We start from the raw sequence: 23,401 nt of genomic DNA on the forward strand, positions 1-23,401 counted from the left end.
CGCTTTTTTCTTGGCTGACCGCCTACTCGCTGAGCAGGTACTCGAAGCTGGTGGCCGTGGCCACGCTCTCGCCCTGCGCGAAACGGCATACGCCGCCGGATGCCGAGCCGAGCCTGACCTGGTTCTGCACCACCGTGCGGCAGGCATATCGCAGATCCAGCCCCTTGCGGGCAGCATGAATGGCATCGAATGGCGCACTTGGACCGCCGAAGCCAGCCCATTTCGGCTTGGCAACGGATTTCAGCACCTCGAAATTTTTCACCCGCTGCACCCGGCCGTCATCGCCCGGGATGGCACAGTCGCCCAGGCGGTCGATCTGGCCGATCCAGGATTCCGCGTTCAGCCCGGCGGCGGCGGCCGGGCCGCTGGCCGGCGCCGACACGCGGCACAGGAACGTGGCGTCCGTCTGACCCGCCGGCGCGCCTTCGGCGGCGTTGTAGGCCGCCAGCCGGCTTGGCGGTCGCACGCCCGTATCGGCAAAAATGTGGTTGTTGGTGGCAACGATCCACGGATTGTCGGCCGGGCCGCCGCTGATCCGCAGGGCATTGCTGCCGGCGCTCGGCTCTAGCGCCCAGGCCTGGCCGTTCCAGCGATTTACCTGGAACTTGTCGTCGATCATCCAGGCCGTGCCGTCAGCCCCGAAGCTGACATCGATGGCTGTGCCGGGCAACTGACGCCACTGTTTGCCATTGCCGGCATAAACCTGTTTTTCAGCGGACGCGAACAGGATTTCACCGCCCGGACCCACATCGACCGTCACCGCATCTGCAGGCGCGGCAACGGCCTGCCAGGCCGAACCGCCCCAGCGGTACAGCTTCTTGTCCCGACCGGCGATCCAGACCTCGCCATCGGCGCCGATACCGACATCGAAGGCCTTGCCTGGCCTCTTCTGCCAGTTGCCGCGACCATTGCCTGACAGGACGTCACCGTCAGCAGTCACGAACCACACCTCGCCATTCGGGCCGACATCCACCGTAGCGGCCGTCTTCACCGCCATGGCCGGCGCAGCCCACCGCCCGCCTTGCCACTGATACAGATTGCGGTCGGTACCCACCATCCAGACGCTGCCATTGGCGCCAACACCGATATCGATGGCCCGTCCGATTTCGCCGCGCCAGACCACCGGCTTGGGCGGCGGTGCCGCCTGACTGGCATCGGTCGCGGCCCATTGTGCGGGCGGCGGCGGGAGGGCGAAGCCCAGAATCTGGTTCGACGTCCCGCTGCACATGGTCTGCGCAGCCATCCACTGATTGCGGTTGACCGGGTTGGGCACAATATCGAAACACAGCTTGCTGTTCAGGTTCCGCAACTGCATGCCGCCGGCCGCTGGCAGTTTCTGCCAGAACATGTCGTTGGAATGATCGCAGGGACGGCTGACCAGCAGGCTGCCCGCACGCTGCTCCAGCGGGAGCAGGCAGTTTCCGCTGTGGTCCGTGATCTTGACGAAATCACTGCCGTCAACCGTCGTCTCCACGTAGTTCAGCTTCATGCCGGCGGCCCATGGTGCCGCCGCACTGTCCGTCGCCACATCGCAGGCAATGGCGAAGACCGGGTTGTACTTGGTGTTCACGCTCAGGAACGGATGGGCCTGGCGACTGAAATCATACGCACCGACGCACAGCCCCGAACGCTGGGATGCCAGCGGTACGTTGCCATGGAACACTGGCTTGGCCTGCTTCAGCGGCAGGAAAGCCTGCGCATCCGAACCATCGCAGGGCGCCCACTGGCTGGCCGACTTGCCTGGCGCCGCGCTGGGATCGGGGAAATGCACGCATTTCTGGGTCTTGCGATTGGCAAGGTTATAGAATTGTGGATCATGGCTCACCACGCGCCAGTGCATGTTCTGATCCGTCCGCTGGCAGGCATTGATGATCAGCGGCACATTCAGATTGCCGAGAGCGCCGGACGGGATCAGGCAGAGCGGGCCGCTTCTTATGAAGGCATAGCCTGCATCGAGGGGCTCGGTTGTCCAACGCTGTGCCGGGTCACCTTCATTGCAGGGCTGCTGCAGTACGGCATTGCCGGCCGCCGTTAGGCACAAGCCGCTATGGCCGACTTCGAGCATTGTGCTTTCCAGGCGGAAGCTGGGAGGGGCCACATCTAGGCTGGACTTGATGCTGCTTTGCAGCGTCTTGGTCACCTCGTCATCCCGCGCCTCCATGGCCTTCTGCAGATCGGCCTGACGCTGATTGACGGCGGCGAATTCCTTCTGATGTTTGGCCATTTCCGCTTGGTTCGACGTATTCAGGTCATTCATTAGTGTCGCGACGGATTCGCGGAACTTGTCGGCGATTGGGCCCGGAATATCCTTCAGGCCGGTATTGACCACGAAGTTGACGATCTGCAGGCCGACATAGCCCAGTTCCTTGGCGTCATAGGCAGGATCCTTGAGCTTGAAGACGAAGCTGCCCTTGATCGGCTGACTGAAGATGGCGTAGTCCATGTTCAGCAGCCAGGGTTCGTCATTCTTGATCGAGCCGCTCAGGCTGCCGGAGAAGGCCACATCGTTGATCACGATCGGCTTGGCCCCCTGCAGGCCGTTGATGGCGGAATCGACGATCCGCTGGGCGAAATCGTCCAGCCTTTCGACGCCCTCAATGGCAAGCTGAGCGGCCTTGAGTGCGGCCAGCGCGACTTCCTCGGCTGCCAGCGGGCCGGCGACACGCGGATCGAGATCGACTGGAATGGTGTCAACGGCTTTTCGGGCGGCATCCAGCACGCCATCGGCAACTGTTTTTGCCGCCTCATATGCGAGGTATTCCGCCTCGTATTTGGCCTTGCAGGCCAGCTGATACCAGTGGCAATGGTTGCGGTGGCTGCGGGCATCATCCGCATCACCCTGCAGTTCATTGACCCGCGCCTCCGCCGCATTAATGGCGTTCTCGGCGCGGTTGCGTTCGGCGCGCACGATCGCACGCTCCTTTTGCACGGTGGCATCGAGGCCGTCGACCTTGGCCTGAGCATCCTTCACGGCCTGTTCGGCGGCCTGGAAAGCCGCCTTCACGTCGGCAAGCACGGCATCGACCTGGCCCTTCACCGTCTTTTCCAGCCAGCCGGCAAAATCCGAGTGCTGGATTTCGCCGTTGATCAGGAAATCGGGGTTGCTGGCCTTGCCGGTTCGCACGTCGTAGCCAACGCCTTCCACCAGCAGCTTGCCCTTGCCCAGCAGGCCGAAATCGCTGTCCATCTCGAACATCACCTTGGCAGGGATGACGAACTGGACGGCAACGCTTTCCTTCAGACCCAGGAAATCGACATTGCCATTGACCTTGAAATACGGATCCGACGTGGGTCCGATGGCAACATCGATATTGTTGTTCTGCAGCTTGAGCGGACCCAGGTCCATGTCGGCGATGGCGCCTTTCATGGCAAGGCCGGCCGTCTCAGAAATACTGAGCAGCGCGTTGCCCAGATTGTGATCCATGAAGGACAGGCTGCCCTGGGCGGCGAAACCGGCATTGATGATGCCCAAATCCGGGTCCTCGGCACCCGGGGTGGCGAAAGCCAGCTTCACATTGTGCAACTCGAAACCGGGGATGTTGTCAGCCTTGAACTTGTCGTTCTTGCCCGCAATCGCCTCGATCAGTTCGGCGATCTCCACCACGCCCAGCGAGGTGATCGCGCCGGCGAAGGCGATCGATTTCGGCACCCCCAGAAGCTCCGGATCGGGCTCGATATCGGCAGCCATCTGGATAGTCTCGGGCCCGATCGTGGTGGTACCCTTGAAGCCGAGCTTGACCGAGCCGTCCGGCGACACGCCGGCCTTGAGCGCCACATTGGCCAGCGTCAGCGCCTTGATGCTGAAAGGCTTCTCCCATTTGCCGTCCATCTCGCCTTCGATGTCGAAGGTCACATCGGCCTCGTTGACCTCCATCTCCACCTTGGTGGCGAAGACAAGCTGGTCGTCGCCGGCTTTCACCTGCATGTCGACCTCGATGCCGACCTCGACCGCTTCTTCCGTCAGGGTGACGAAGAAAGCCGGCTGTATGCTTTCCGGCCAGTGCATGAATTTCGGCAGCCCGCCGGGTTTGCCGAATTTTGGCAGGAAAGCCTCGATCTTGACCAGCGGCGTGCCGCCGAAGATACCGCCCAGTTCGCCCATGATGAAAGTGGCGCTGCCCAGACCCAGCTTGCCGAAGGCCTTCTTGGCATCGTCGCTGGCGCTCGGATCGAATACGGCCGCCAGGGTGAGGCCGTCGGTCACGGTCGTCGCGCCGGGGTGGATATCCAGGATGGGTTTCAGCAGCGGCCGCGCGAAATCCGGCAGGCCTGCCGGATTCAGCTGCAGACCGTTCTCGCTGAGCATAAACAGCGAATGGGTCAGCGGCATCTTCTTGAGAATACCGGTCTTGTCGAACGGAATCAGGTCGCCCAGCGTCTTGCCATCGCGCTCCAGGATCATCGTCCAGCCGCTGGTGCCGTTCGGGCTCGGCGCATTGATCAGCGCGGTGTTGAACACCTTGCCGTCCAGGATCGCGCCGGCGCCGATGCCGGCCGTCGAGATCACCAGATCCTTAAGGCCGAACTTGCTGGCATAGGGGATGCCCTTCAGCACGGGGATATCTGATAGGTCGATCTGGCTGGCGATACGGACCTCACCGCTGGACAGCTTGCCGCCATCGATGGTGAAGGCAACATCGGCCGGCAGGGCGGTCTTCTTGCCCAGGCCGACATTGCCCGAGAGGCTGAGCGCCAGTTCGCGCGAACCGCCGGTCGCCGATTTCAGATCGAAATCGACGGCCAGGCCGGTCAGGCTCAGCCAGGGGATATCCAGCGGGGCATGCCAGTCGCCGCCCGAGCCCTTGAAGGATATCTCGCTGCCCGCGGTGTGCTTGGTGAAATCGAACTCGCCCGGCAGCGACAGATTGGCGCTGCCCACCTTGAAGCCGAAGGTGGTCGGGATCGAGATGGTCGGCTGGTTGTTCTTGCTGCTGATACTCAGCTTCGGTGTGTGGAAGCCGATGCCATCGGGGATGCCCGGAATGGTGATGTTCGGCAGGCTGCCGGTGAGGTTCAGGCTGGACAGCCAGCTGCTCGCACCGGAACCGCCGCCCGAGCCGCCGCCTGAGCCGCTGGCCGACAGGAAACGCGGATCGACGGCGCCGGTGATCGGGATGCTCTTGCTGATACCCAGCGAGCCCATGACATCGCCAAGGCTCGACCCGCTTTTGGCTTCGAACATGCTGAATATATTAGCGCCACTCGTGAGCGTGACGGTTTCGCCTGCCACCGCCTTCACCTTGTCGGCCACGATGGCCGGCAGCGCGGTCGACTTGACCGCGCCAACCACACCGTCCTTGGGCACAACGACCAGCGCCATATCAGCGAAGGAGATATCGGTGAGCGGCGTGCCGGACGCGCCCGGGATACTGTCGCCAAGATTGAAATTCGACAGGGCCAGGGCGATATGCGCCTTCTTCTGCGGATCGGGGTGGTAGACGAGGATATCCACCTCCTCGGTCTTGTATTTCATCTTCGCGCCGACCTGCAGGCGGGTCAGCTTGACCTCGGTGATGGAAAAATCATCCAGGCCGGGGATCGAATTCCCCGCACCCAGCAGCTGCGAGATGGTCAGGGCGTCGGTGATGGTGACCGTGTAGTCCGGCGTGCCGTCGCCCGCGTTCTTCACCAGCTCGGCGGTCACGCTGACCGGCTTGTTTTGCAGCGTGGCATTGGCCTTGGCATCGAAAGACCAGTCGGCCGCCGTCTTGGCCGCCGTGAAGCTGCCGCCATTCAGGGTGAAGCCGGGGAAGTCGACCATCTTCGCCGACTTGAACGCCGCCGTGATGGTGGGCTCCCAGTTGCCGCCCTGGTTCTTGGCCGCCAGCTTGAAGCCGTCCATCTCGAAGCCGCTGGCCCGCGGCAGCGCCTTCAGCGCCGGCAGGTCGGCCATCGTCAGGGCGCCGGTGAAATCCAGGCTGGCGTTGCTGAGCTGGCGATTCTGGACCTCGAGTGCGGCGGCAACCTGCAGCGGCGCCTTGCCCAGGCCGGTCGCCGCGCCGGCGAAGCTGAGCTTTATGTCGCGTGTCGTGCCTGTACCGGTCAGCGATGCGTTCAGGGCGAGATTGTTCAGATGCAGCCAGGTCAGGCCGAAGGGACCGTCCCAGCCGCCCTGCACCTTGCCGGCAAAGGCCACGTCGGTATTGCCGCCCGAACGCGTGAAACTGAAGCTGCCCGGTGCCTGCAGGCTGTTCTTGCCCTCGGCAAAGACCATGGTCGTATCGATCGACAGGCTGAAGCCGCCCTGGCCGCTGATCTTGACCTTGGGCGACTGGAAGCCGGATTTATCCGGCAGGCCCGGAATCGTGATGCTGGGCAGCGTACCACTCAGATTCAGAGACGAAGCCCAGCTGGCCGCCGCGGAAGCCGCGCCGCCGGCCGAGCTGGAACCGGTGCGGCCCGAGGCCAGCACGCGCGGATCGACGCTGCCGACAATCGGAACTTCCTTGGAAATGCCCAGCGCGCCAAACGCCTGCCCCAGGCTGGAACTTGCCTTGATATCCATCTGGGCGAAGATATTGGCGCCGGTGCCGAGCGTGACGGCATCGCCGGCCACAGCCTTGGCCTTCGCCGATACGATGGCCGGCAGATTGGCAGTCTGCATCGCGCCTGTTACGCCGCCCTGCGGCACGATCACCAGCGCCATGTCGCTGAAGCCCACATCGCTCAGCAGCGTGCTGGACGCGCCCGGAATGCTTTCGCCCAGGTTGAGGTTCGACAGCGCCAGGGCCACGTGCACCTTGCTCTGCGGTCCGGGGCGGTAGAACAGGATATCCACCTCCTCGGTCTTGTAGGTCATCACCGCGCCGACCTGCGACCGCGTCAGCTTGACCTGCTTGATGGCAAAATCGTCCAGGCCGGGGATCGAGTTGCCACTGCCGATCAGCCCGGCCACGGTGAGGTCGTCGGTGATCGTGACCGTATAATCCGGCGCGCCGTTGCCGGCATCCTTCACCAATTCGGCGGTCACGTTCACCGCCTTGCCCTGCAGGGTCGCCTTGGCATTGGCATCCAGCGACCAGCCTTCGGCATTCTTTTTGGCAGTAAAATCGCCGCCATTCAGCGCGAAGCCGGGGAAATCCACCATGCCGCCCGAGGTGAAGGCGGCGGTGATGGTCTCATCCCAGGCCGTGCCCTGACGCGCCATCGCCAGCTTGAAGCCGTTGAGCTGGAAGCCATCCGCCCGCGGCAGCGCCGAGAGCGGCGGAAGATCCGACATCTTCAGGCCGCCGGTGAAATCCAGGTTCGCCGCGCTGACCTGTGCGTTGGCCATCTGCAGGTCGATGGCCAGCTTCAGCGGAGCACTCTTGCCAAGGCTGGCCTGGCCGGCGAAATCGAGTTTCAGCGCGCGGTTCGTGCCGCTGCCGGTCATGTTGCCGTTCAGACTCAGATTGGTGATATGCAACCAGGACTGGCCGAACGGGGCCGACCAGCCATCTGGCACCGTCGCCGCAAACGCCACCGCCGTGTTGCCGCCACTGCGCGTGAAGCTGAAACTGCCTGGTGCGCGCAGGGTGCTGGATTCCTCGACGAAGACAAAGGTGGTGTCGATGGAAACGGCAAGACCGCCCTTGCCGCTGATATTGATCTTCGACTGCTGGAACCCCGAACCGGACGTCAGGCCTGGCACCTTCAGATCGGGCAGCGCACCGCCGAAGCTGAGCGAGGAAACCCAGTTCGACGCCGCGTTGGCGCCGCCGCTGACCGGAGCCGCCCCCTGGCTGCGGCCCGAGGCCAGCATGCGCGGATCGACATTGCCGACGATCGGGATGCCCTTCGAGATGCCGAGCGTGCCGAAGGCGTCGGCCAGGCCGGAACCCGCCTTCACGTCGAGTTCGGCGAAGATGTTGGCGCCGGTGCCTAGCGTGACGGTAGAGCCGGCCAGCGCGGCCGCCTTGGCCGACACGATGGCGGGCAGGCTGCTGGTCGGCATCGCGCCGGTGGTGCCGCCCTGCGGCACGATCACCAGCGCCAGGTTGCTGAAGCTGATATCGTCCAGCGGCGTGCTGGAAGCACCGGGAATATTGTCGCCCAGATTGAAGTTCGACAGGGCTAGCGCGACATGCACCTTCTTCTGAGGATCGGGGCGGTAGAACAGGACATCCACCTCCTCCGTCTTGTAGGTCATGCGTGCCGCCACCTGGGCGCGCGACAGCTTGACTTGCTTGATGGCGAATTCGTTCAGGCCCGGAATCGCGTTCGCGGTGCCGAGCAGGTTCGCCACCGTCAGATCGTCGGTGACGGTGACTGTGTAATCTGGCGCGGCACCGCCGGCATCCTTCGTCAGTTCCGCCGTCACGTTCACCGCCTTGCCGTTCAGCGTGGCCGTGGCGCTCGCATCCAGCGACCAGCCGTCGGGCGCCTTCTTGGCGGTGAAATTGCCGCCATTCAGCGCGAAGCCGGGGAAATCCACCATGCCGCCGGCCTTGAAAGCTGCCGTGATGGTCTCGTCCCAGGCCGTGCCCTGGCGGGCGGCGGTCAGCTTGAATCCGTCGAGCTGGAATCCGTCAGCGCGCGGCAGCGAAGCCAGCGCCGGCAGGTCCGACATCTTCAGGCCGCCGGTGAAAGTAAGGTCGCCGCTGTTGAGCTGGCCGTTGGCGGCATCCACCGCGATGGCCAGCTTCAGATTCGTCGCCTTGCCCAGATCGGCCGTGCCGTTGAAATCGAGCTTGGCGCCGCGGCTGCCGCCCGTGGAGGTGATCCCCGCCGTCAGGGTCAGGTCGTCGACATGCAGCCAGCTCAGGCCGAATGGCGACTGCCAGCCGCCGGCCACCCCACCGGCGAAATTGATCGCCATGTTTCCGCCGCTGCCCGAGAAGCTGATGCTGCCCGGCGCCGTAAGGGCCGGCTTGCCGCCGCCTTCGGAGAAGGACAGCGTGCCGGCGAAGCTGGCGAACAGCCCCGTGGCGCTGGTGCCTGGGGCAGGATTCGGATTCTGGCCCGAAATGCGGAACACCATGTCGGAGAAACCCGAGCCGGCCGGCAGACCGGGCAGGCTGATCGCACCCACAGGCGCCTGCAGATCCAGGTTGGCCAGCGCCGCACGCGCCGCCGCCGCACCCTGGCCTGCGGCCTGACCGGCATTCTGCCCCGCACGACCGGCCGACTGATAGGCCGCAGCGATCATGCTGGGATCGACCGTGCCCTTGATGGGGATCACGTTCGGCACCGACAGCGTGTCGAATACCTGCTTGGCCGGACCGGCACCCGAGACATCGAGCTGCGCCAGGATCGTCACGCCGTCCTTGATGTCGAGCGAACCACCGGCCACATCGGTCACGGCCTTCGCCAGGGCGGTGGGCAAAGCCGAAGCCGGCACGCCCGACTGCGCCGCACCCTTTTTGGCCACCAGCACCGACACATCCTTCAGCACCGCGCCTTGGAAGGCAGCGCCGATGCCGGGAATCGTCTTGGCCAGGTCGAGCGTGCCGGCGGTGACCGACAGGTAGCGATGGCCGGCCGCACCGGTCTTGAACAGGGCGATGTCAAGCGGCTCCTGCCCAAGCGACAGCTTGGCATCCAGCTTGTCGCCCGTGATGGCGATCTGCTGCACCGCCAGCGTGTCCAGCGCGGTCGCATAGGAACCGGCCAGGTCGGAAAGTCGGATATTGCCGGTCAGCGTGGCTGCGTATTCCTTGGCGGCTACCGCGCTGTCAAACCGCGCGTCGATCTGCACCGGCTTGGCATTCAGGCTGCCCGAACCGGTCAGTGCGATAGCCCAGTCGCTGCCCTTCTCGGTAGCGGTGAAACTGCCGGTCGAGAATTTCAGGCCCTCGAAAGAAAAGATATCAGCGGTATCGACGGCACCGCTCAGGCTGAGATTGCGGTCATTGCCCAGGCCGGCAATCTTGATGTCGAGATTTTTCAGCGCGACCTTGGACACCACCGGCAGGGCCGAAATCGGCGGCAGGTCCTTCAGGGCCAGGCGGTTGGCCAGCTTGAATTCGGCGCCCCCGATCCGGCCATTGGCAACGGCTAGGTTGATCGCCAGCGGGATATTCTTGCTGCTGCCTAGATCGGTCACGCCATTCATGGCAAAGCTGAATGCCTGCCCACCCTGCGCTGTGGCCGCGAGCGCGATATTGGCCTGCAGACTGCGGATCTGCAGCCAGTTCAGCCCGAACGCCGCCGGCCAGCCGGTGGTGTTGGCACCGGCGAATTGCAGGTCGGGGACGCGGCTGCCCTGCCGCTGGGCGAAGGTCAACTCTCCGGGAAAGCTCACCCGGCTGCCGGCGATGCTGAGATCGAATTCGCTGGCGATCGCCACCTTGATGCCGCTGCTGGCGGGCGCAGCAGCCGTACCGGCCGGCGCTGCACCGGCCGAGGCAGGCGTGGCAGTGGCTGCAGTAGCGGTGGCAGTGGCAGCCGTGGCCGCCGGCTGGCCGCGCGTAATACGCAGGGTGGGCAGCTTGAACAGGCCTTCCTGCGGCATGCCGGGCAGATTCAGCGCCGGCAACGGCACGCTCAGGTCGATTTTGGCCAGGTCGCTTCCGCCACTGACCCGTGCCTGGCTGCCGCGCGCATGTGACAGCAGATCGGCCAGGATACGCGGGTCGATGGCGCCTTTCAGCGGCAGCGGCTTGTCGAGACCGATCTGCGCCAGCGTGCCGGCGGCGGCCGACTTGGTCGGATCCAGCGTGGCGAACACGTTCAGGCCCGGCTGCAGGCGCATGCTGTTGCGGATGCCCACCTGTTCCAGGGCACGCACCAGTTCGGCTGGCAGGCCAGCCAGCGAAAATTCGCGCGCCTCGCGACCCGGTTCGACCAGCAGGATCGGATTGACGATATCGAGGTTGTTCAGGAACGACGTCGCCGCACCGGGGATCGCCTCGGCCAGGTTCAGTTCGTCGGCCTTGATGACGGCAACCATCGCGCCGCTGCTATCGGGATGCAGGGCCAGGGTGTAGGTGTGGGTTTTGCTGGCTAGGCTGGCAGAGACCTGCTTGCCGCCGAACGTCACGTTCTGCAACGTCAATCCGGACAGGCCGGGCACCTTGTCCAGCGCGGGCACCAGATCGGCCAGGGTGAGACCAGAACTGACGCTGGCCTGAAAATCGCCGCTGCCATCCTGGGCCGCCGCATATGCCAGCGTGGCATTCAGCGTCTTGCCATTCAGGCTGCCATTGCCAGCAAGACTGAGGGCCCAGCCATTCCCGGAGTTGTCGGCGCCGAGCGTCAGATTCGACACCGTCAGGCCCGAGAAGGCGATCGAGGCATTGCCCTGCACCTGGCCATCGATGCGCCCCACCATGGCCTTGTTGCGCAGGCGTCCCTGCACGGTCATTGCGACCGGCAGGGTCTGTCCCAGCATGCTCATCTGGGCATTGGCTGCGGCCTTGAGGACGAGACCATTGCTGTCACTGGCGAGTTGTAGCACCGCCTGGCCCGGAAGTGTCATCGCATCGCCGGGCACGCCATTCAGGGCCATCTGCCCGATCGCCGCCGTCAGGTTGAAGCCGGCAGTCGACGCGTTGGCGGCCGGACTGGTCGCTGCGCGACCGAACTGGCCGGTGAAGACCGCATCCGGCACCATGCCAGTGAAGCCGATGACCGAAGCATTCAGGCCAAGCTGCTGCTGCAGGAAGCTGCCGGCAGCGGAACCGGAGAAATCGGTTTCCAGATAGGCATTCACGCCCCTGGCGATAGCCAAGCTGTCGGGCAGTCCGCCGGGCGTGGCTTGCCGCAGGGCATTGCGCACCGGCGAAGGCAGGTCGGCAACGCGAAGGCTGGCCGGGGCATCGGCATAGACGAACGTGGCCTGCGAAAGCTTCACGCCCTGCAGCAGGGCGGCACCGGGCAGGGCGAAGCTGCCGCCGCTGACCGACAGGGCATAGGCATAGCCGCTTTTTGATGCGGCATTGGGAAATGCCACCACGCTGGGGGCATTGCCGTCGAGCGTCAGGATCACGGCGCCGTCGGATTCCTGGGCCGCCACAACCTTGCGGCCGGCGAAGGGCGCCAGAGTGGCCAGGCGGGAGGAGAACTGCCGCGCCAGATCGGAACTGGACTGCGCCCAGCTTTCCCCGGCGAAACCATGCGCCAGCACAAGCGTGGCAAACGCTGCTGCAATTTTCTTCATTATTTCCCCCTGCCCCTCAAGCGACCACAATCTGCGCGGGTCGCTTATAGTCCGTATAGGTGGCAATAATTGCGACGGCTTGCGCAATACTTTTCTGAACTTCCGCCCCGTTTGTCGGGGGCGCCGCAACGATGCCGTGCTTAGAAAATCAGATTATCCATAGAAATCAAACGATTAAATTAATTTAATACTTCCTTGATGCCGCCTTCACGTGGTGGCCTGCATATCTGATCGTGGCGACAACCGGGTCTGACAGTCCGATGCAGGCCCGGATGGGCCACAGCCCTTATCCCGAAATGAGAGGGGGAGGCCGGTCGACCACCTCCTGGAACCAGAGCTCAAGATTGATCATCTGCCAGAGGAACATCATGTGGTTCTCCATCGGCTTGCCCGATGAGACGATGGCCACATGCTCGTCGAGCAGCCCCTGGACGACGGCCGGGTCGTATATGCCCCGCTGCCTGAAAGCCTGCGAGTTCACCAGATCGCGGGTCTGCACCAGCGCTTCGCCGCTGAACCATATATGCGCCGGCGCATTCCATCCCGTCTTCTTGATCCGCGTGCGGGTCTCTTCAGGCAGGATGCCCTTCATGGCTTCACGCAGGAGTCGCTTGGTGACGCCATCCCGGATCTTCATGCTTCCCGGCACCCGGAACATGAACTCGATCAGGCGATGGTCGAAGAACGGATCGACATGGGCCAGGTGATGCGCAGAGCAATCGCGGTCTTCCGCCCGCAGGCAGCAGGGAGCTGTCTCGCGGAAGATGTCCTGATAGGTGCGGTTCTTCAGGCTAAATGAGAAACGATGATCGAGGATCGGCTCAAACGAAGCCAGATCGTGATATTCGCGTTTCACAGCCGGATAATATCGCGTCAGACGCTGGCGCTCGGTCTGGATGAAGCCAGCCTGCGCCGGGTCGGTCAGCTTGCCAACCAGCTCCAATGCGACCTGACGGTTCTTGCGATAGATCGGATGGTCGTGATGCAGGGCCCACTTCTCGATCTCGTGTTCCAGCTCGGCATTCCTGCCCTGCCGCAGCAGGTCGGCGAAATGGAAAATGAAGTATTCGTATTCTCCGGCATTCAGCTCGTCGCCACCCAGCCCACCAAACAGAACGTCGTGCCTATCGGCGGCAACGCGGTCGCAGAGCAGGTAATGCGAGAGCCATGTTGCGGTAGCGACCGGTTCATCATGGGCCCGCACCATCCGCCGGACCACATCGAACAGGTCAAAACCCTCGATATGGACCTGACGCCATTCGGCCACCTTATCGGCGACAAATCCCTTGATATCGTCGCTCTCGTCATAGGTCTTGTCGGAATACACCGATGAATAGGCATATTGGCGCTGACCCGTGACCAGCGTGGCGCAGGACAGGACGGAGGAACTGTCCATGCCGCCTGACAGCGTGAAGGCCGGCGCGTTGGATATTGCCAGGCGGCGGCGGACCGCATCCACGAGCAAATCGCGATACCGCTCGGACAGCCGTTCCTCACCCTCTTCCCATTCCGGCTGCTCTGACAGATCCCAATAGCGGCGCGCGACGCCAGCCTTGCCAGCGTTCAGCTCGATGGCATGGGCGGGGGGAACCTGGCGAATGGCCTCGAACGGGCTCTCCTCTGGGCGGTTGTCGATATAGCGATAATGTGAACCGGCGAAGACTGCGGAGAAACGCGCATTGGCCCCACCGCGCGCCCAGGCAAAGGACCGCAGCGCCTGTGGCCGCGAGGCGAAAACGAAGCCCGTGCCGCCGGTGGAATAGTAAAGCGGATGATGCCCCACGCGATCGCGGCCGATCCAGTTCTTGCCTTGCTCGGCATCGTACAGCGCAAAGGCAAAATCGCCATTGATACGCTGCAGCGCCGCTTCGCATCCATACTGCCGGTAAAGGTGGATGAGTTGCACTGCCGCGCTTTCGGCGGAACCGCCGGGCAACTCATCCGCGTTATAGAAAAATCCGTCGACCGCCGCGGACAGGCCCTGCAACTGCGCCAGCGATCCACCCTTGCCTCGCTGAACGGCAAGACCGGCGCCCTCGCCTTGCCATATATCGATATCACCTTCCGCGCAGCGCCATTGTTCAGCCAGAACTGGCCGCCATTGCGGCAGCAGCGCACGGGCATTCGGATGCGTGATACCGGCGATGCGCGTCACTCGATTTCTCGCTTTCTTTCGGCTGCTGATACCCGATCCGCCACCAGGAAGGTCCAGTAGTGGGGATATCCGATCACGGTCTCCGGCTCGCCGCCGGTCCGCAGATCGGTGATGATCGTGGTGCGATATCCGTATGACCGGACGAAACCCGTGATCTGCCCGACATCGTAGTGATTCACATGCACTTTGAGATCGACGCCGGGGTCCAGGAACGCGTCGCGGACGTAGCTGTATTCGGCGCCATCCTTGAGGGACTCGCGCAGAATGACGCCCTTGCGCGCCATCTTGAGAAATCGCTCGAGCGGCCGGTGGTAATTGTCGATGTTGCTGAGCACGTTCAGGCAGACTATGAAGTCGGCCTCACCGTCCAGATCCTCGATCCTGGCCTCGATCAGGCGGCCCTGCGGCAGGCCGTGATCCGGCAGGATGCTCCGTCCGATATCGAGGAGGGCACGGCATGCATCCACGCCCCAGTATTCCGCCGGAATACCCCGACGCACCAGCGAATGATAGAAATAACCGCTGCCGCAGCCGGCATCGAGAACCACATCTCCAGGCTCAACCCTTTGCGCCAGAAGATCCGCGGCCTGGGCATGCGCCGTCATCTCCTCGACTTCCCGGCGGCAACGGCGCGCATACAGATCGCGCACGCTCTGGCTTTGCCCCCAGATGGAGTAATGATTCCAGCCGTCGGTGCGGATCATGCCTTGCGCGCCATCACGAAAAATGCCGATGCCATGAACAGGCCCCGCCAGTTTTCGGGGTCTGCCTCCATGCCGATGCTGGCGCGCCGGAACAGTTCGGGCGCATGCTCGGCAACCATCGGCGGCAGACAGTGGAAGTGATAGAACAGCAGCCGTACCTGATCGAAGCCCGCGGCCTGGAACTGTTCGCGCAGCACCAGGGGATTATGCACGCGTGACAGGACCTCGTCATAACCCGGCTCGTCTTCCTTGCCCTTGCGTATCGGCGGCAGATCGTTGCGGAACATGTCGCCGACCTGCTGCAGCGCCCGCTCAAGCCCCTCCCTTTCCCCGCCGGCATCGCGCCGCAATGCGTCGACCGGTATCAGCCGGTCGAGAAAGAGCTGGTGCGAATAGCGATTGAGCGTGAACAGCGAGAACAACTCGTTGCGCGCCTCGACGATGGCATAGCCGCCGGGGCGCAAAACAGAGGCCATATTTTCGATGCAGACGACATCCGCCTCTTCGGGGATATGCGGCAGCACGCCACAGCAAAGCACGGCGTCGTAGGCTTCCGCCGCCTCCCCGGGCGCGGCGTAGCAATGCCGGTCCAACGCGCTGCCTTCCCAGATCCGCACCGGCGAATCGCCTTGCCCGGCCATGACCCGTTTTGCTTCGGCCACCATTTCCGGGGTCAGGTCGAAGCCATACAGGGCTCGCCCGGGGGCCGTCAGGTGGCGCAGCATCGAAGCCGGACCGCAACCGGCATCGAGCAGCCGCTGCGGGGCCAGTTCGGCGATCAACCGCTTCACCATATCCAGGTGCACCGGTGGGTAAGGGGCAGAGGGGCCGTAATAGTCGGTGTAATAGCTGGTGCCCCAGGTCGAGTAGCAGTGTTTTACCGCGGCCTCGACGGCTGCTTTCGGGTCGACGGATTTCTGCATCGGCTTATCCCTGGTCATCAGAGGGTCGCACCAACAAGGCCACGCAGCGTGAATTTCGTGCTGGGCTCGCGCAACCGTTCCAGTTCAAGGAGGCGGAAGCCGGCCCGCGCCACCAATATGGCATACGAAGCCGCGCTGAACACATGATGATGATCGACGTAGAATTCTTCCCGGTCCGGCCCCTCGGCAGCGGCGGCCTCTCCATCCGGCAGTTCGACATAGACCATGCCGCCCGGATTCAGGAACCGCGCCGACCTGGCCAGCATGGCGACCGGATCCTCGACATGCTCTATCACCTTGTTGAAGGTGATGAGATCGAAGCGGCCAAGATCGTCTGCCTGCATGAAATCCGCGCATATGGCATCGACTCCGGCGACTTCCTGCGCATGCCGTGCGGCGCGCTGGTCGGGATCGAGGGCCACGCAGCGCCAGCCGGTTTCGCGGTGCAGCCGGTGCAGGAACACGCAGGTTCCAGCCCCCACATCCAGCACGGCGGGGTTGCGGCCAGGCAAGCGGCGGCGAACGGCGTCAACAACATAGCGGACACGTCCGACATTGTCCGATTTGGATGGGTCAAGCGCCACGACCCGCTCAAACACGCGCCGCAGCCCATCGGCCCCATAGGTTGCATCGACATACGGCCCGGAATACAGGCTGCTCATATCCATGTCGTGTACGGACAGGTAATGATCGCACCGCCGGCAGCGCATAACGGTGCGACGATAGCCCTCGGCGGATGAAAAATCGAATGCCACCTCGCCCTTCGGCGGGGCGGAATAGTTAAAGACCGGGTCAAACCGGTCATGCCCACAGATGCAGGCGCTGCCTGGCCGCATGTCAGGCCCCGGTCCGGCCGAGCGCATGCTCGACCCCGTTCAGAGCCTCCGTGGTATCCATCCAGGTCACCACCGCAAGATTCTCCTGCTGGCAATAGGCATCGAAGCCACTTTCCTGGCCACGCTCCACAAGCAGGACGAAATAACGCCCCGTGCCGCGATTCTTGATCAACACGGCACGCAGGCCAAACTGCGTCAGGCGGCCGTTCAGCGATGGCGTCGCATAAAAGCCCCAGTCTTTTCGCGTCACATCGTATTCGGCGCCGGCCTCGGTTTTCAGCGTCACCTGCTCGTCGGGATCAAGATGCAGATCCCCGCAATCCATCAACTCGAACTGGATGGAATTTCCGACCTTGAAGCGGCGGGGTGGCGACTTGATGTCGAATTTCATGTCCAACTCCAGTCGTGCAGGAGGAAGTCCGGCATATACCATACGCCCTTGTCGTTCCGCTTCCAGATGTCGTGATTGCGGAAGCGTTCGGCAATCTCGTAGAACCGCGCCGTATCGATCCCGGCGAACGCGCAAAACTTGGCGATGTCGGCATGCGGCGTCTGGTCGCCGCTTCTCCTGATGATGGCAACCGCCTCGTCGCGGCTGATCCGGCCATTGCGGATTTCCAGCGACAGGTTGTCGAACAGCCGGCTGAAGCCGAATTTATACCATTTCATCCAGTGGTGGATGGAAATGAAGTCATCGTCGATATCGGCATAGTCGTAGTAGCCGGTGCGGACGCCGCCGTCATCGACGCTGAAGCCGTGCTGACGGGCCACTGCAACCGTAACCGCCGGATCCCACGGCAGGTAATAGCCCAGGAAGATCGCACGCACACCATGCGATTCCAGGTCGTCCGCATCGGGGCCAAAATAGGCCGACAGGGCCTTTTCCGTCAGGTCGCTGTCGATCCAGTCGGCCGCGGAGGTTCCGTGCGTAACGCCGTAGGTGCGCAGCCAGTTGGCATCGAGGCGGAAACCCATATCCTCGTCCGCCGCGCTGCCGTATTCGAAGGCGGAGTTCTCGCCCCATATCACCAGCGGGATGTCGAAGCGAACGGCGATCGTCAGCGGGATGTTGAAGATCGCCAGGTGCATGGGAATTGCAGTACTGCCGAAGCGCTCGAAAGCCTTCAGCATGAAGCGCCGCTCCACCTTCGGACTGATCTGGTAGTCGATATGGTCGACCCCCAGCGCAACCAGATTGTCCAGATTGCGCTGACCGATCGGTGTGCGCGCCGGCGTCTTCCACGTCACGGCCAGCGGCGTGAGGCCGTATTCCAGACATTTCACCACCTGCCAGGTGCTGTCCTTGCCGCCGCTGACCGGGATCACGCAGTCATAGCGCCGGGTCTTCTGCCGCGCGCCGGTGATCAGACGCCGCAGCGCCTGCTCGCGCGCGGCCCAGTCGATTGCCGGCCGCGTTCCATGGGTGGCGCAGGCATTGCAGATGCCCTCGGCATTGAGGCGCAGGTTCGGTCGCGTATCCGGCAGAACGCAGGAGCGGCAGTAGCGCATGGTGGGAGCGGCCGCCGTCATGCCGTGAACTCCTCCAGGAACACCTTGGCATTGACAAGGTTGAACAGGAACTTGCTCTGGCTGTTCGGCAGGGCACGCTTGTCCAGCAGGGCTTCCACCTTGTCGCGCCGCAGCAGATCGAACAACGGGCCGTCCGCCAGGAGCTCGTCGCGCACGGCCGGGTCGGACGGATCAAGGAAGGACAGGACAGGCGCGTTGAAGCCGACCTTGATCCGGCGATCAAGCGCCACGTCGGGGGCGATCCCGCGTGCCGCGTCGCGCAGGATAACCTTGTTGAACCCATCCCGGATCAGGTGCCGCGTCGGGATCGTGTAGCAGAATTCGAACAGTCCGCGATCAAGATAAGGCGAGCGGTTTTCGATGGAATAGTACATCGCATTAAGGTCGTCCTCGTGCAGGATGACCGGAACGGCTTCGTGGAACATCTCGTTCATCATGCGGTTGCGCAGCAGCGAACCGCAGTAGGCCTCCTCCGCGAAACCCTCGGCGAATGGTCGGACTAGGTATTCGGCAAAGCCGTCGGCGCCCAGATAGATATGGTTGCGCTCGCCCGGATTGTCGATGAACAGGGACGGATTGCCCAGATAGGGGTTGCGCACGACCGGTTTGATATGCTCCTCCCAGGCCTTTAGCGCCGGGGCATGCAGCGGCGTGCCGTTGATCTCCGCCAGATGCATCAGGTAGTGATCGTAATAGCCTGTCACCAGTTCGTCGGCGCCGGTGCCGCTGAACGTGATCTTGTAGCCATGAGCGTGAACCTGCTGCATCAGCAGCCACTGAACGTAATAAGTAATGGTGAAGACCGGGGCGTCGTGATAGCGCACCAGCTCGCGCAGGCGCGGTAGGAAATCCGCCGGCGTTATCGGCACGGAAGTATGCCGGATGCCCAGTTCCTGTACCGCGGCGTTGACTATGGCCCGCTCATCATAGCGTTCGTCGTCGTTGATGATTGTAAAGCCATGCACATCGTAGTTGAAAACGCGCTTGGCAATGCCAATCAGGACATTGGAGTCGACGCCACCGCTCATCAGAAAGGCCAGCGGCACATCGCTGCGCAGACGCAGGCGCACCGATTCGATCAGTCGTTCCCGCATGCCGGCCACGGCTTCTGCCTGGCTCATGCTCTCGTCCGGCGCGAAAACCGGCCGCCAGTAGGCCTCGCGCTTTTCCGATCCGTCGCCGTCGATCCGCATGGTCGTCGCCGGCGGCAGTTCCTCCAGCCCTTCGAAGAAGGTGGCTGGCACCTTGTACAGCGACTTGTAGCCATTCACCAGATAGCGCCGCAGCTGGGTCTGGTTCACGGGCAGACGGCGGCCGAGCAGGGCCATGATGAATTTCGGCTCGGAGCCGAAATAGATCCCGCCGCCGTCGCGATAGAGATACAGCGGCTTTTCGCCGAAGCGGTCGCGCGAGAGCAGCAAGTGCCCGCTCGCTTCGTCATAGCAGGCCAGCGCCCACATGCCCTCGGCCGAACGGAAGGCATCGCCGCCTTCGCACTCGATCGCGGCCAGCAGCACTTCCGTGTCGGAGCTGGTGCGGAACTGCGCCCCCGCAGCCTCCAGCTCCTTGCGCATTTCCAGGTAATTGTAGATCTCGCCGTTAAAGGCGAGCCACTTGCCGCCGCGCCCGAACGGCTGGTTGGAGCGCTCGTCCAGGTCGATGATGGCCAGCCGCGTATGCAGCAGCAGGGCGGAACCGCCGCCGTGCCGCGCGAACTGACGATAATCGGCAGCATCGGGCCCCCGTCGGCGCATCAGATGCAGGCATTGCCTGATCCTGGCTTCAGGGATCACGGAAGGGCCAAAATATCCTGCTATGCCGCACATGATCTATTCCCACACCACGGCATGATGCCGATGAAAAATCAGACTGGCGTCGCTGAGGCGGAATCCGAGACGCTGATACAGCGCGAAGGAATCCCTGTTGGCGAGCTGGGTTCCGACGCGCAGCCCAGCTTCGCCCGCCCATTGCGCGGCGGCATGGGCGATCATGGCCGAGGCCAGCCCGCGGCCCCGCCAAGCCGATCCCACCGCGATCAGGTCGATCACCAGCCGCCGCTCGGAATCATACAGCAGCTGCAGGAAGCCCGCGATGCTGCCATCGGCTTCCGCCACCACCATGTGGTCGCCGCGCCGGCCGCTGAAATAGTTAGCCGCCCAGGCGCCCTTGATGCGGTTGGCCAATGCGTTCGGCACGGCCGGGTCGAGATGGAAGCGCGACCAGCGAAAGGCGCTGGCAGCCAGTGCCGCGACGGCAGCCTCATCCTGCGGCGTGGCCGGCCGCACGCCCGTCGTTGCCCGCGCTGGCACCGCCGACCTGTCGGCATCCAGGACGATCCCGACATCGACATAGCGGAAACCGGCATCCTCCAGCCGCTGGGCGGCAACCACCGCCTGACAGGGCAGCTTGGCATAGCTGAAGCCGGGCGCGGCCAAGGCCTCGGCCCAGGCCGCCGCGCCGGTCGCATCGGGCGCGGCCGCGCGCGATATCCGGTTGACCCGGCAACCCATCACCGCCGACAGCCAGGCATCGACATCGGCCGTGAAGTGCGGCACGCCATCGGCTTCAAATATAGTCGACACGGACCGGCCGCCCCTCATGGGCGCTCCTCTCGATGGCAAAGCAGACCGACATTGCGGCGAAGACATCCTCCGTCGTCACCATTTCGGCGCTGCCCCACAGGCTGTCGATGAAACTGCCAACGACAAGTGCCTTGTCATGGCCTGGATAGTCGGTTGCCAGTGCGGCTGGCGCCGCTGCTGCTTCACGCGAGGTGTAGAGCAGCGCGGCATCGGGCCGGTTTTCGAAGGTGGCGCTCGTTCCATAGACCTGCAGGCGATGAAAATGCGGCCGGACACAGCCGAAATTGACCCCCAGCTTGCCGACCGCGCCGCCGCGGAAGCGCAGGGCCGCCACCACCATGTCGAAATTCGCGAAGCTAGATCCGGCACTGGCGATCGCATTGCCATAGGCGCTGACCTCCTCGACGCGATCCTGCGCGAGCCACATCAGCAGATCGGCGATATGCACGCCGCCGCCATGTACGGCGGAATAGAAAGGCAGCCGGCCACGCCAGCCATCCACGATCTTGGCCAGCCGGCCATAATCGTAATCGCCCTCCAGATGGAAAAGCTGCCCCAGTTCTCCGCCTTCGATGCGGCGCTTGAGGTCGCGGAACCGAGGCACCGTACGCAGCACGAGGTTCGAGGAAAGCCGGCAGCCGGGCCTCTGCCCCAGAAGCGCGCGAATTTCACGCGCCTCCTGTTCATACAGCACAAAGGGTTTTTCCACGAAGACATGCTTGCCATTCAGCAATGCCTGCCGGGTTTGCGCAAAATGATAATTGTCGTAGGAAGCGATGCACACCATGTCGACGCTATCGTCGTCCAGGATATCCGCGTCCCTGGTCGTCACGGCTGCCTGCGGGAAGCGCTCCTTCGCGCTGGCAAGTTTGCCGGGATCGATATCGCACAGCGCGACCAGACTGCAGTCTTCGCGGGCCGCGATGGCCTCCGCCAGGCGCTGCCCCACCCCGAGGCCAATCACGGCACAGTGGAGAGGGCGCGACGGCATCACACAACCATGATGCGCTTCAGATGGAAGGGATCTGCCGGCACGGCATTCACCCCGTCCTCAGCCGATGGGCTGCATTCCACACCGCGAGACCTCAGGCAGTCGATGACCCGCTGCGAATAGCAATACTGCATCCCCTCGGGATAGCTGTAATGCCGGCTGACTATGCCCGACTTGTCGCGCAGCAGGCCGATGCTGGTATCGATTTCCCATTGCAGCGTGGCATCATCCAGATATTCGAGGATTCTGTGGGTGTGGGAATGCCCCGCGACTGTAAACAGCGGATCCGAGTCGAGCTCGCGCACCTCGTCCCAGGTCAGCTTGCGGTCCAGCGGATCGTCGCTGCAGAAGACCGGTTCGAACCCAAGCTGCCGCTGGATATCGGAGGCGACATCGTCGGGCTCCAGGCGTCGATCCTGCTTCACATGGCGGCGGATTTCGGAAAGCAGCGCCTTGCTGTTCTCGACGCCGGAATAGTCCCGCCTGCCCCAGGGCAGCTCGAGGCTACCGCTCGGGCGCCGTTCGATGGCATATTCGATACGGTCGATCCAGCCCATGCGATTCTGGTCGACGAAAGACGATGTCACGTAGAAGGTCGCGGGCACATTCTGCTCAGCTAGCACCGGCGCCGCGACCGACAGGTTGTTGTGAAAGCCGTCATCAAACGTGATTGCAAAGGGACGCGGCGGCAAAGGCCCGCCATCGCGGCTGTAGCGCAGCACGTCGTCCATACTGATGGGCGTGCCTGCCGCGCGCAATTCCCGGATGAATGCCGCGAAATAATCCCTCTCTATGTGCTTTCTGGTGTAGTTGCGCACAAGGGCAGTCTGGCGCTCGATAACGCCATGCAGCAGATAAATGGCGATATGACCATCCTGCAGGCGAGAGGCGTAGCTCATGGCAGGTTCTCGCAATAGGCATCGAACCTGCGTTCGCATTGCGCTTTTAGCACCGACGGCATGAATGAATAATATCGTCCGCGCATGCGCTGTGGGCGGCTCATCACGCGCCCGGTTTCGGCGAACTCCCGGATCGCATCGTGGCTGAGGCGCCAGGCCGTCTCGGTATTGCTGGCCCGCAGCTGGTGCAGCTTCATGCCGCGTGCCAGCGCAACCGGCCGGATGGAAACGATGGCCCCATCGTCCAGATCCCTGTTCACCACATGCAGGCAGGTCAGCAGATTGTCAAAATCCCGGTGATAGATGGCCCACAGATGGCTGTCCAGGCCGCGATACTGCTCAGGATCACCGCCATGCAGGTTCAGGACCGTATCCGCCGCCGCAATGACTGCCTCGGCGAGGCGGGAGGTCCCGAACACGATCACCAGATCCGGTTTGTATTCTCGGATCATGGCCGCCGTTTCGGGATCGTTTATGGAGTCGACCCGACGGATATCGGCGTAATCGCCCAGGCCGGACCGGCGCCCTGCGAACCACAAATCGTATTCATAGTCATCGCGCCGGACTTCGAAACCGTGCGCCACGTCGAAGGGCGGCGACAGATGCCTCAATTCCTCGACGACCTGCAGCCTCACCCCGCATTCTGAAACGCGTTTCACAAAATAGGCGTGATGGGGCGTATCGGTCGTTAAGACGGAGACC

The 23,401-nt window shown here is 63.3% G+C and carries 12 protein-coding genes; all 12 read right to left on the reverse strand.

Going from position 1 to position 23,401, the window contains the following annotated elements:
- Positions 1-22: 22 nt before the first annotated feature.
- The gene (locus tag ACK4FK_RS16465; RefSeq protein WP_409746261.1) at positions 23-12,079 is read right to left on the reverse strand and encodes a tectonin domain-containing protein; all 12,057 of its coding nucleotides are present in this window, start codon (positions 12,077-12,079) and stop codon (positions 23-25) included.
- 286 nt (positions 12,080-12,365) lie between these two features.
- On the reverse strand, positions 12,366-14,234 hold the full coding sequence (locus ACK4FK_RS16470) for an asparagine synthetase B family protein (protein ID WP_409746262.1): 1,869 nt from the start codon (positions 14,232-14,234) through the stop codon (positions 12,366-12,368).
- Positions 14,231-14,938: a class I SAM-dependent methyltransferase gene (locus ACK4FK_RS16475; RefSeq protein WP_409746263.1), complete on the reverse strand. Its 708-nt coding sequence runs from the start codon at positions 14,936-14,938 to the stop codon at positions 14,231-14,233. Before ACK4FK_RS16475 ends, ACK4FK_RS16470 begins: the two co-directional genes overlap by 4 nt.
- The gene (locus ACK4FK_RS16480) at positions 14,935-15,861 is read right to left on the reverse strand and encodes a class I SAM-dependent methyltransferase (RefSeq protein ID WP_409746264.1); all 927 of its coding nucleotides are present in this window, start codon (positions 15,859-15,861) and stop codon (positions 14,935-14,937) included. Before ACK4FK_RS16480 ends, ACK4FK_RS16475 begins: the two co-directional genes overlap by 4 nt.
- A 17-nt stretch (positions 15,862-15,878) precedes the next feature.
- Positions 15,879-16,697 carry a class I SAM-dependent methyltransferase gene (locus ACK4FK_RS16485; RefSeq protein ID WP_409746265.1) on the reverse strand — a complete coding sequence of 273 codons (819 nt, stop codon included), beginning with the start codon at positions 16,695-16,697 and terminating at the stop codon, positions 15,879-15,881.
- Between the two features lies 1 nt (position 16,698).
- Complete coding sequence (locus ACK4FK_RS16490) at positions 16,699-17,088, reverse strand: hypothetical protein (RefSeq protein WP_409746266.1); 390 nt, start codon at positions 17,086-17,088, stop codon at positions 16,699-16,701.
- On the reverse strand, positions 17,085-18,227 hold the full coding sequence (locus ACK4FK_RS16495) for an N-acetyl sugar amidotransferase (RefSeq protein ID WP_409746267.1): 1,143 nt from the start codon (positions 18,225-18,227) through the stop codon (positions 17,085-17,087). The genes ACK4FK_RS16490 and ACK4FK_RS16495 overlap by 4 nt, the downstream gene beginning before the upstream one ends.
- Positions 18,224-20,053 (reverse strand): asparagine synthase (glutamine-hydrolyzing), encoded by a 1,830-nt coding sequence (gene asnB / locus ACK4FK_RS16500; RefSeq protein ID WP_409746268.1) that lies wholly within the window; start codon positions 20,051-20,053, stop codon positions 18,224-18,226. The genes ACK4FK_RS16495 and asnB overlap by 4 nt, the downstream gene beginning before the upstream one ends.
- 3 nt (positions 20,054-20,056) lie before the next feature.
- A complete protein-coding gene (locus ACK4FK_RS16505; protein ID WP_409746269.1) occupies positions 20,057-20,809 on the reverse strand; it encodes a GNAT family N-acetyltransferase in 753 nt (250 codons plus the stop codon).
- Entirely contained in the window at positions 20,793-21,800 is a 1,008-nt protein-coding gene (locus tag ACK4FK_RS16510; RefSeq protein ID WP_409746270.1) for a Gfo/Idh/MocA family protein, read from the reverse strand. Before ACK4FK_RS16510 ends, ACK4FK_RS16505 begins: the two co-directional genes overlap by 17 nt.
- Complete coding sequence (locus ACK4FK_RS16515) at positions 21,800-22,699, reverse strand: polysaccharide deacetylase family protein (RefSeq protein ID WP_409746271.1); 900 nt, start codon at positions 22,697-22,699, stop codon at positions 21,800-21,802. Before ACK4FK_RS16515 ends, ACK4FK_RS16510 begins: the two co-directional genes overlap by 1 nt.
- A complete protein-coding gene (locus ACK4FK_RS16520) occupies positions 22,696-23,334 on the reverse strand; it encodes a formyltransferase family protein (RefSeq protein WP_409746272.1) in 639 nt (212 codons plus the stop codon). The genes ACK4FK_RS16515 and ACK4FK_RS16520 overlap by 4 nt, the downstream gene beginning before the upstream one ends.
- Between the last annotated feature and the right edge of the window lie 67 nt (positions 23,335-23,401).

Origin of the sequence: Ferrovibrio sp., from assembly GCF_046297895.1 — a bacterium.
Taxonomy (GTDB): Bacteria; Pseudomonadota; Alphaproteobacteria; order Ferrovibrionales; family Ferrovibrionaceae; genus Ferrovibrio.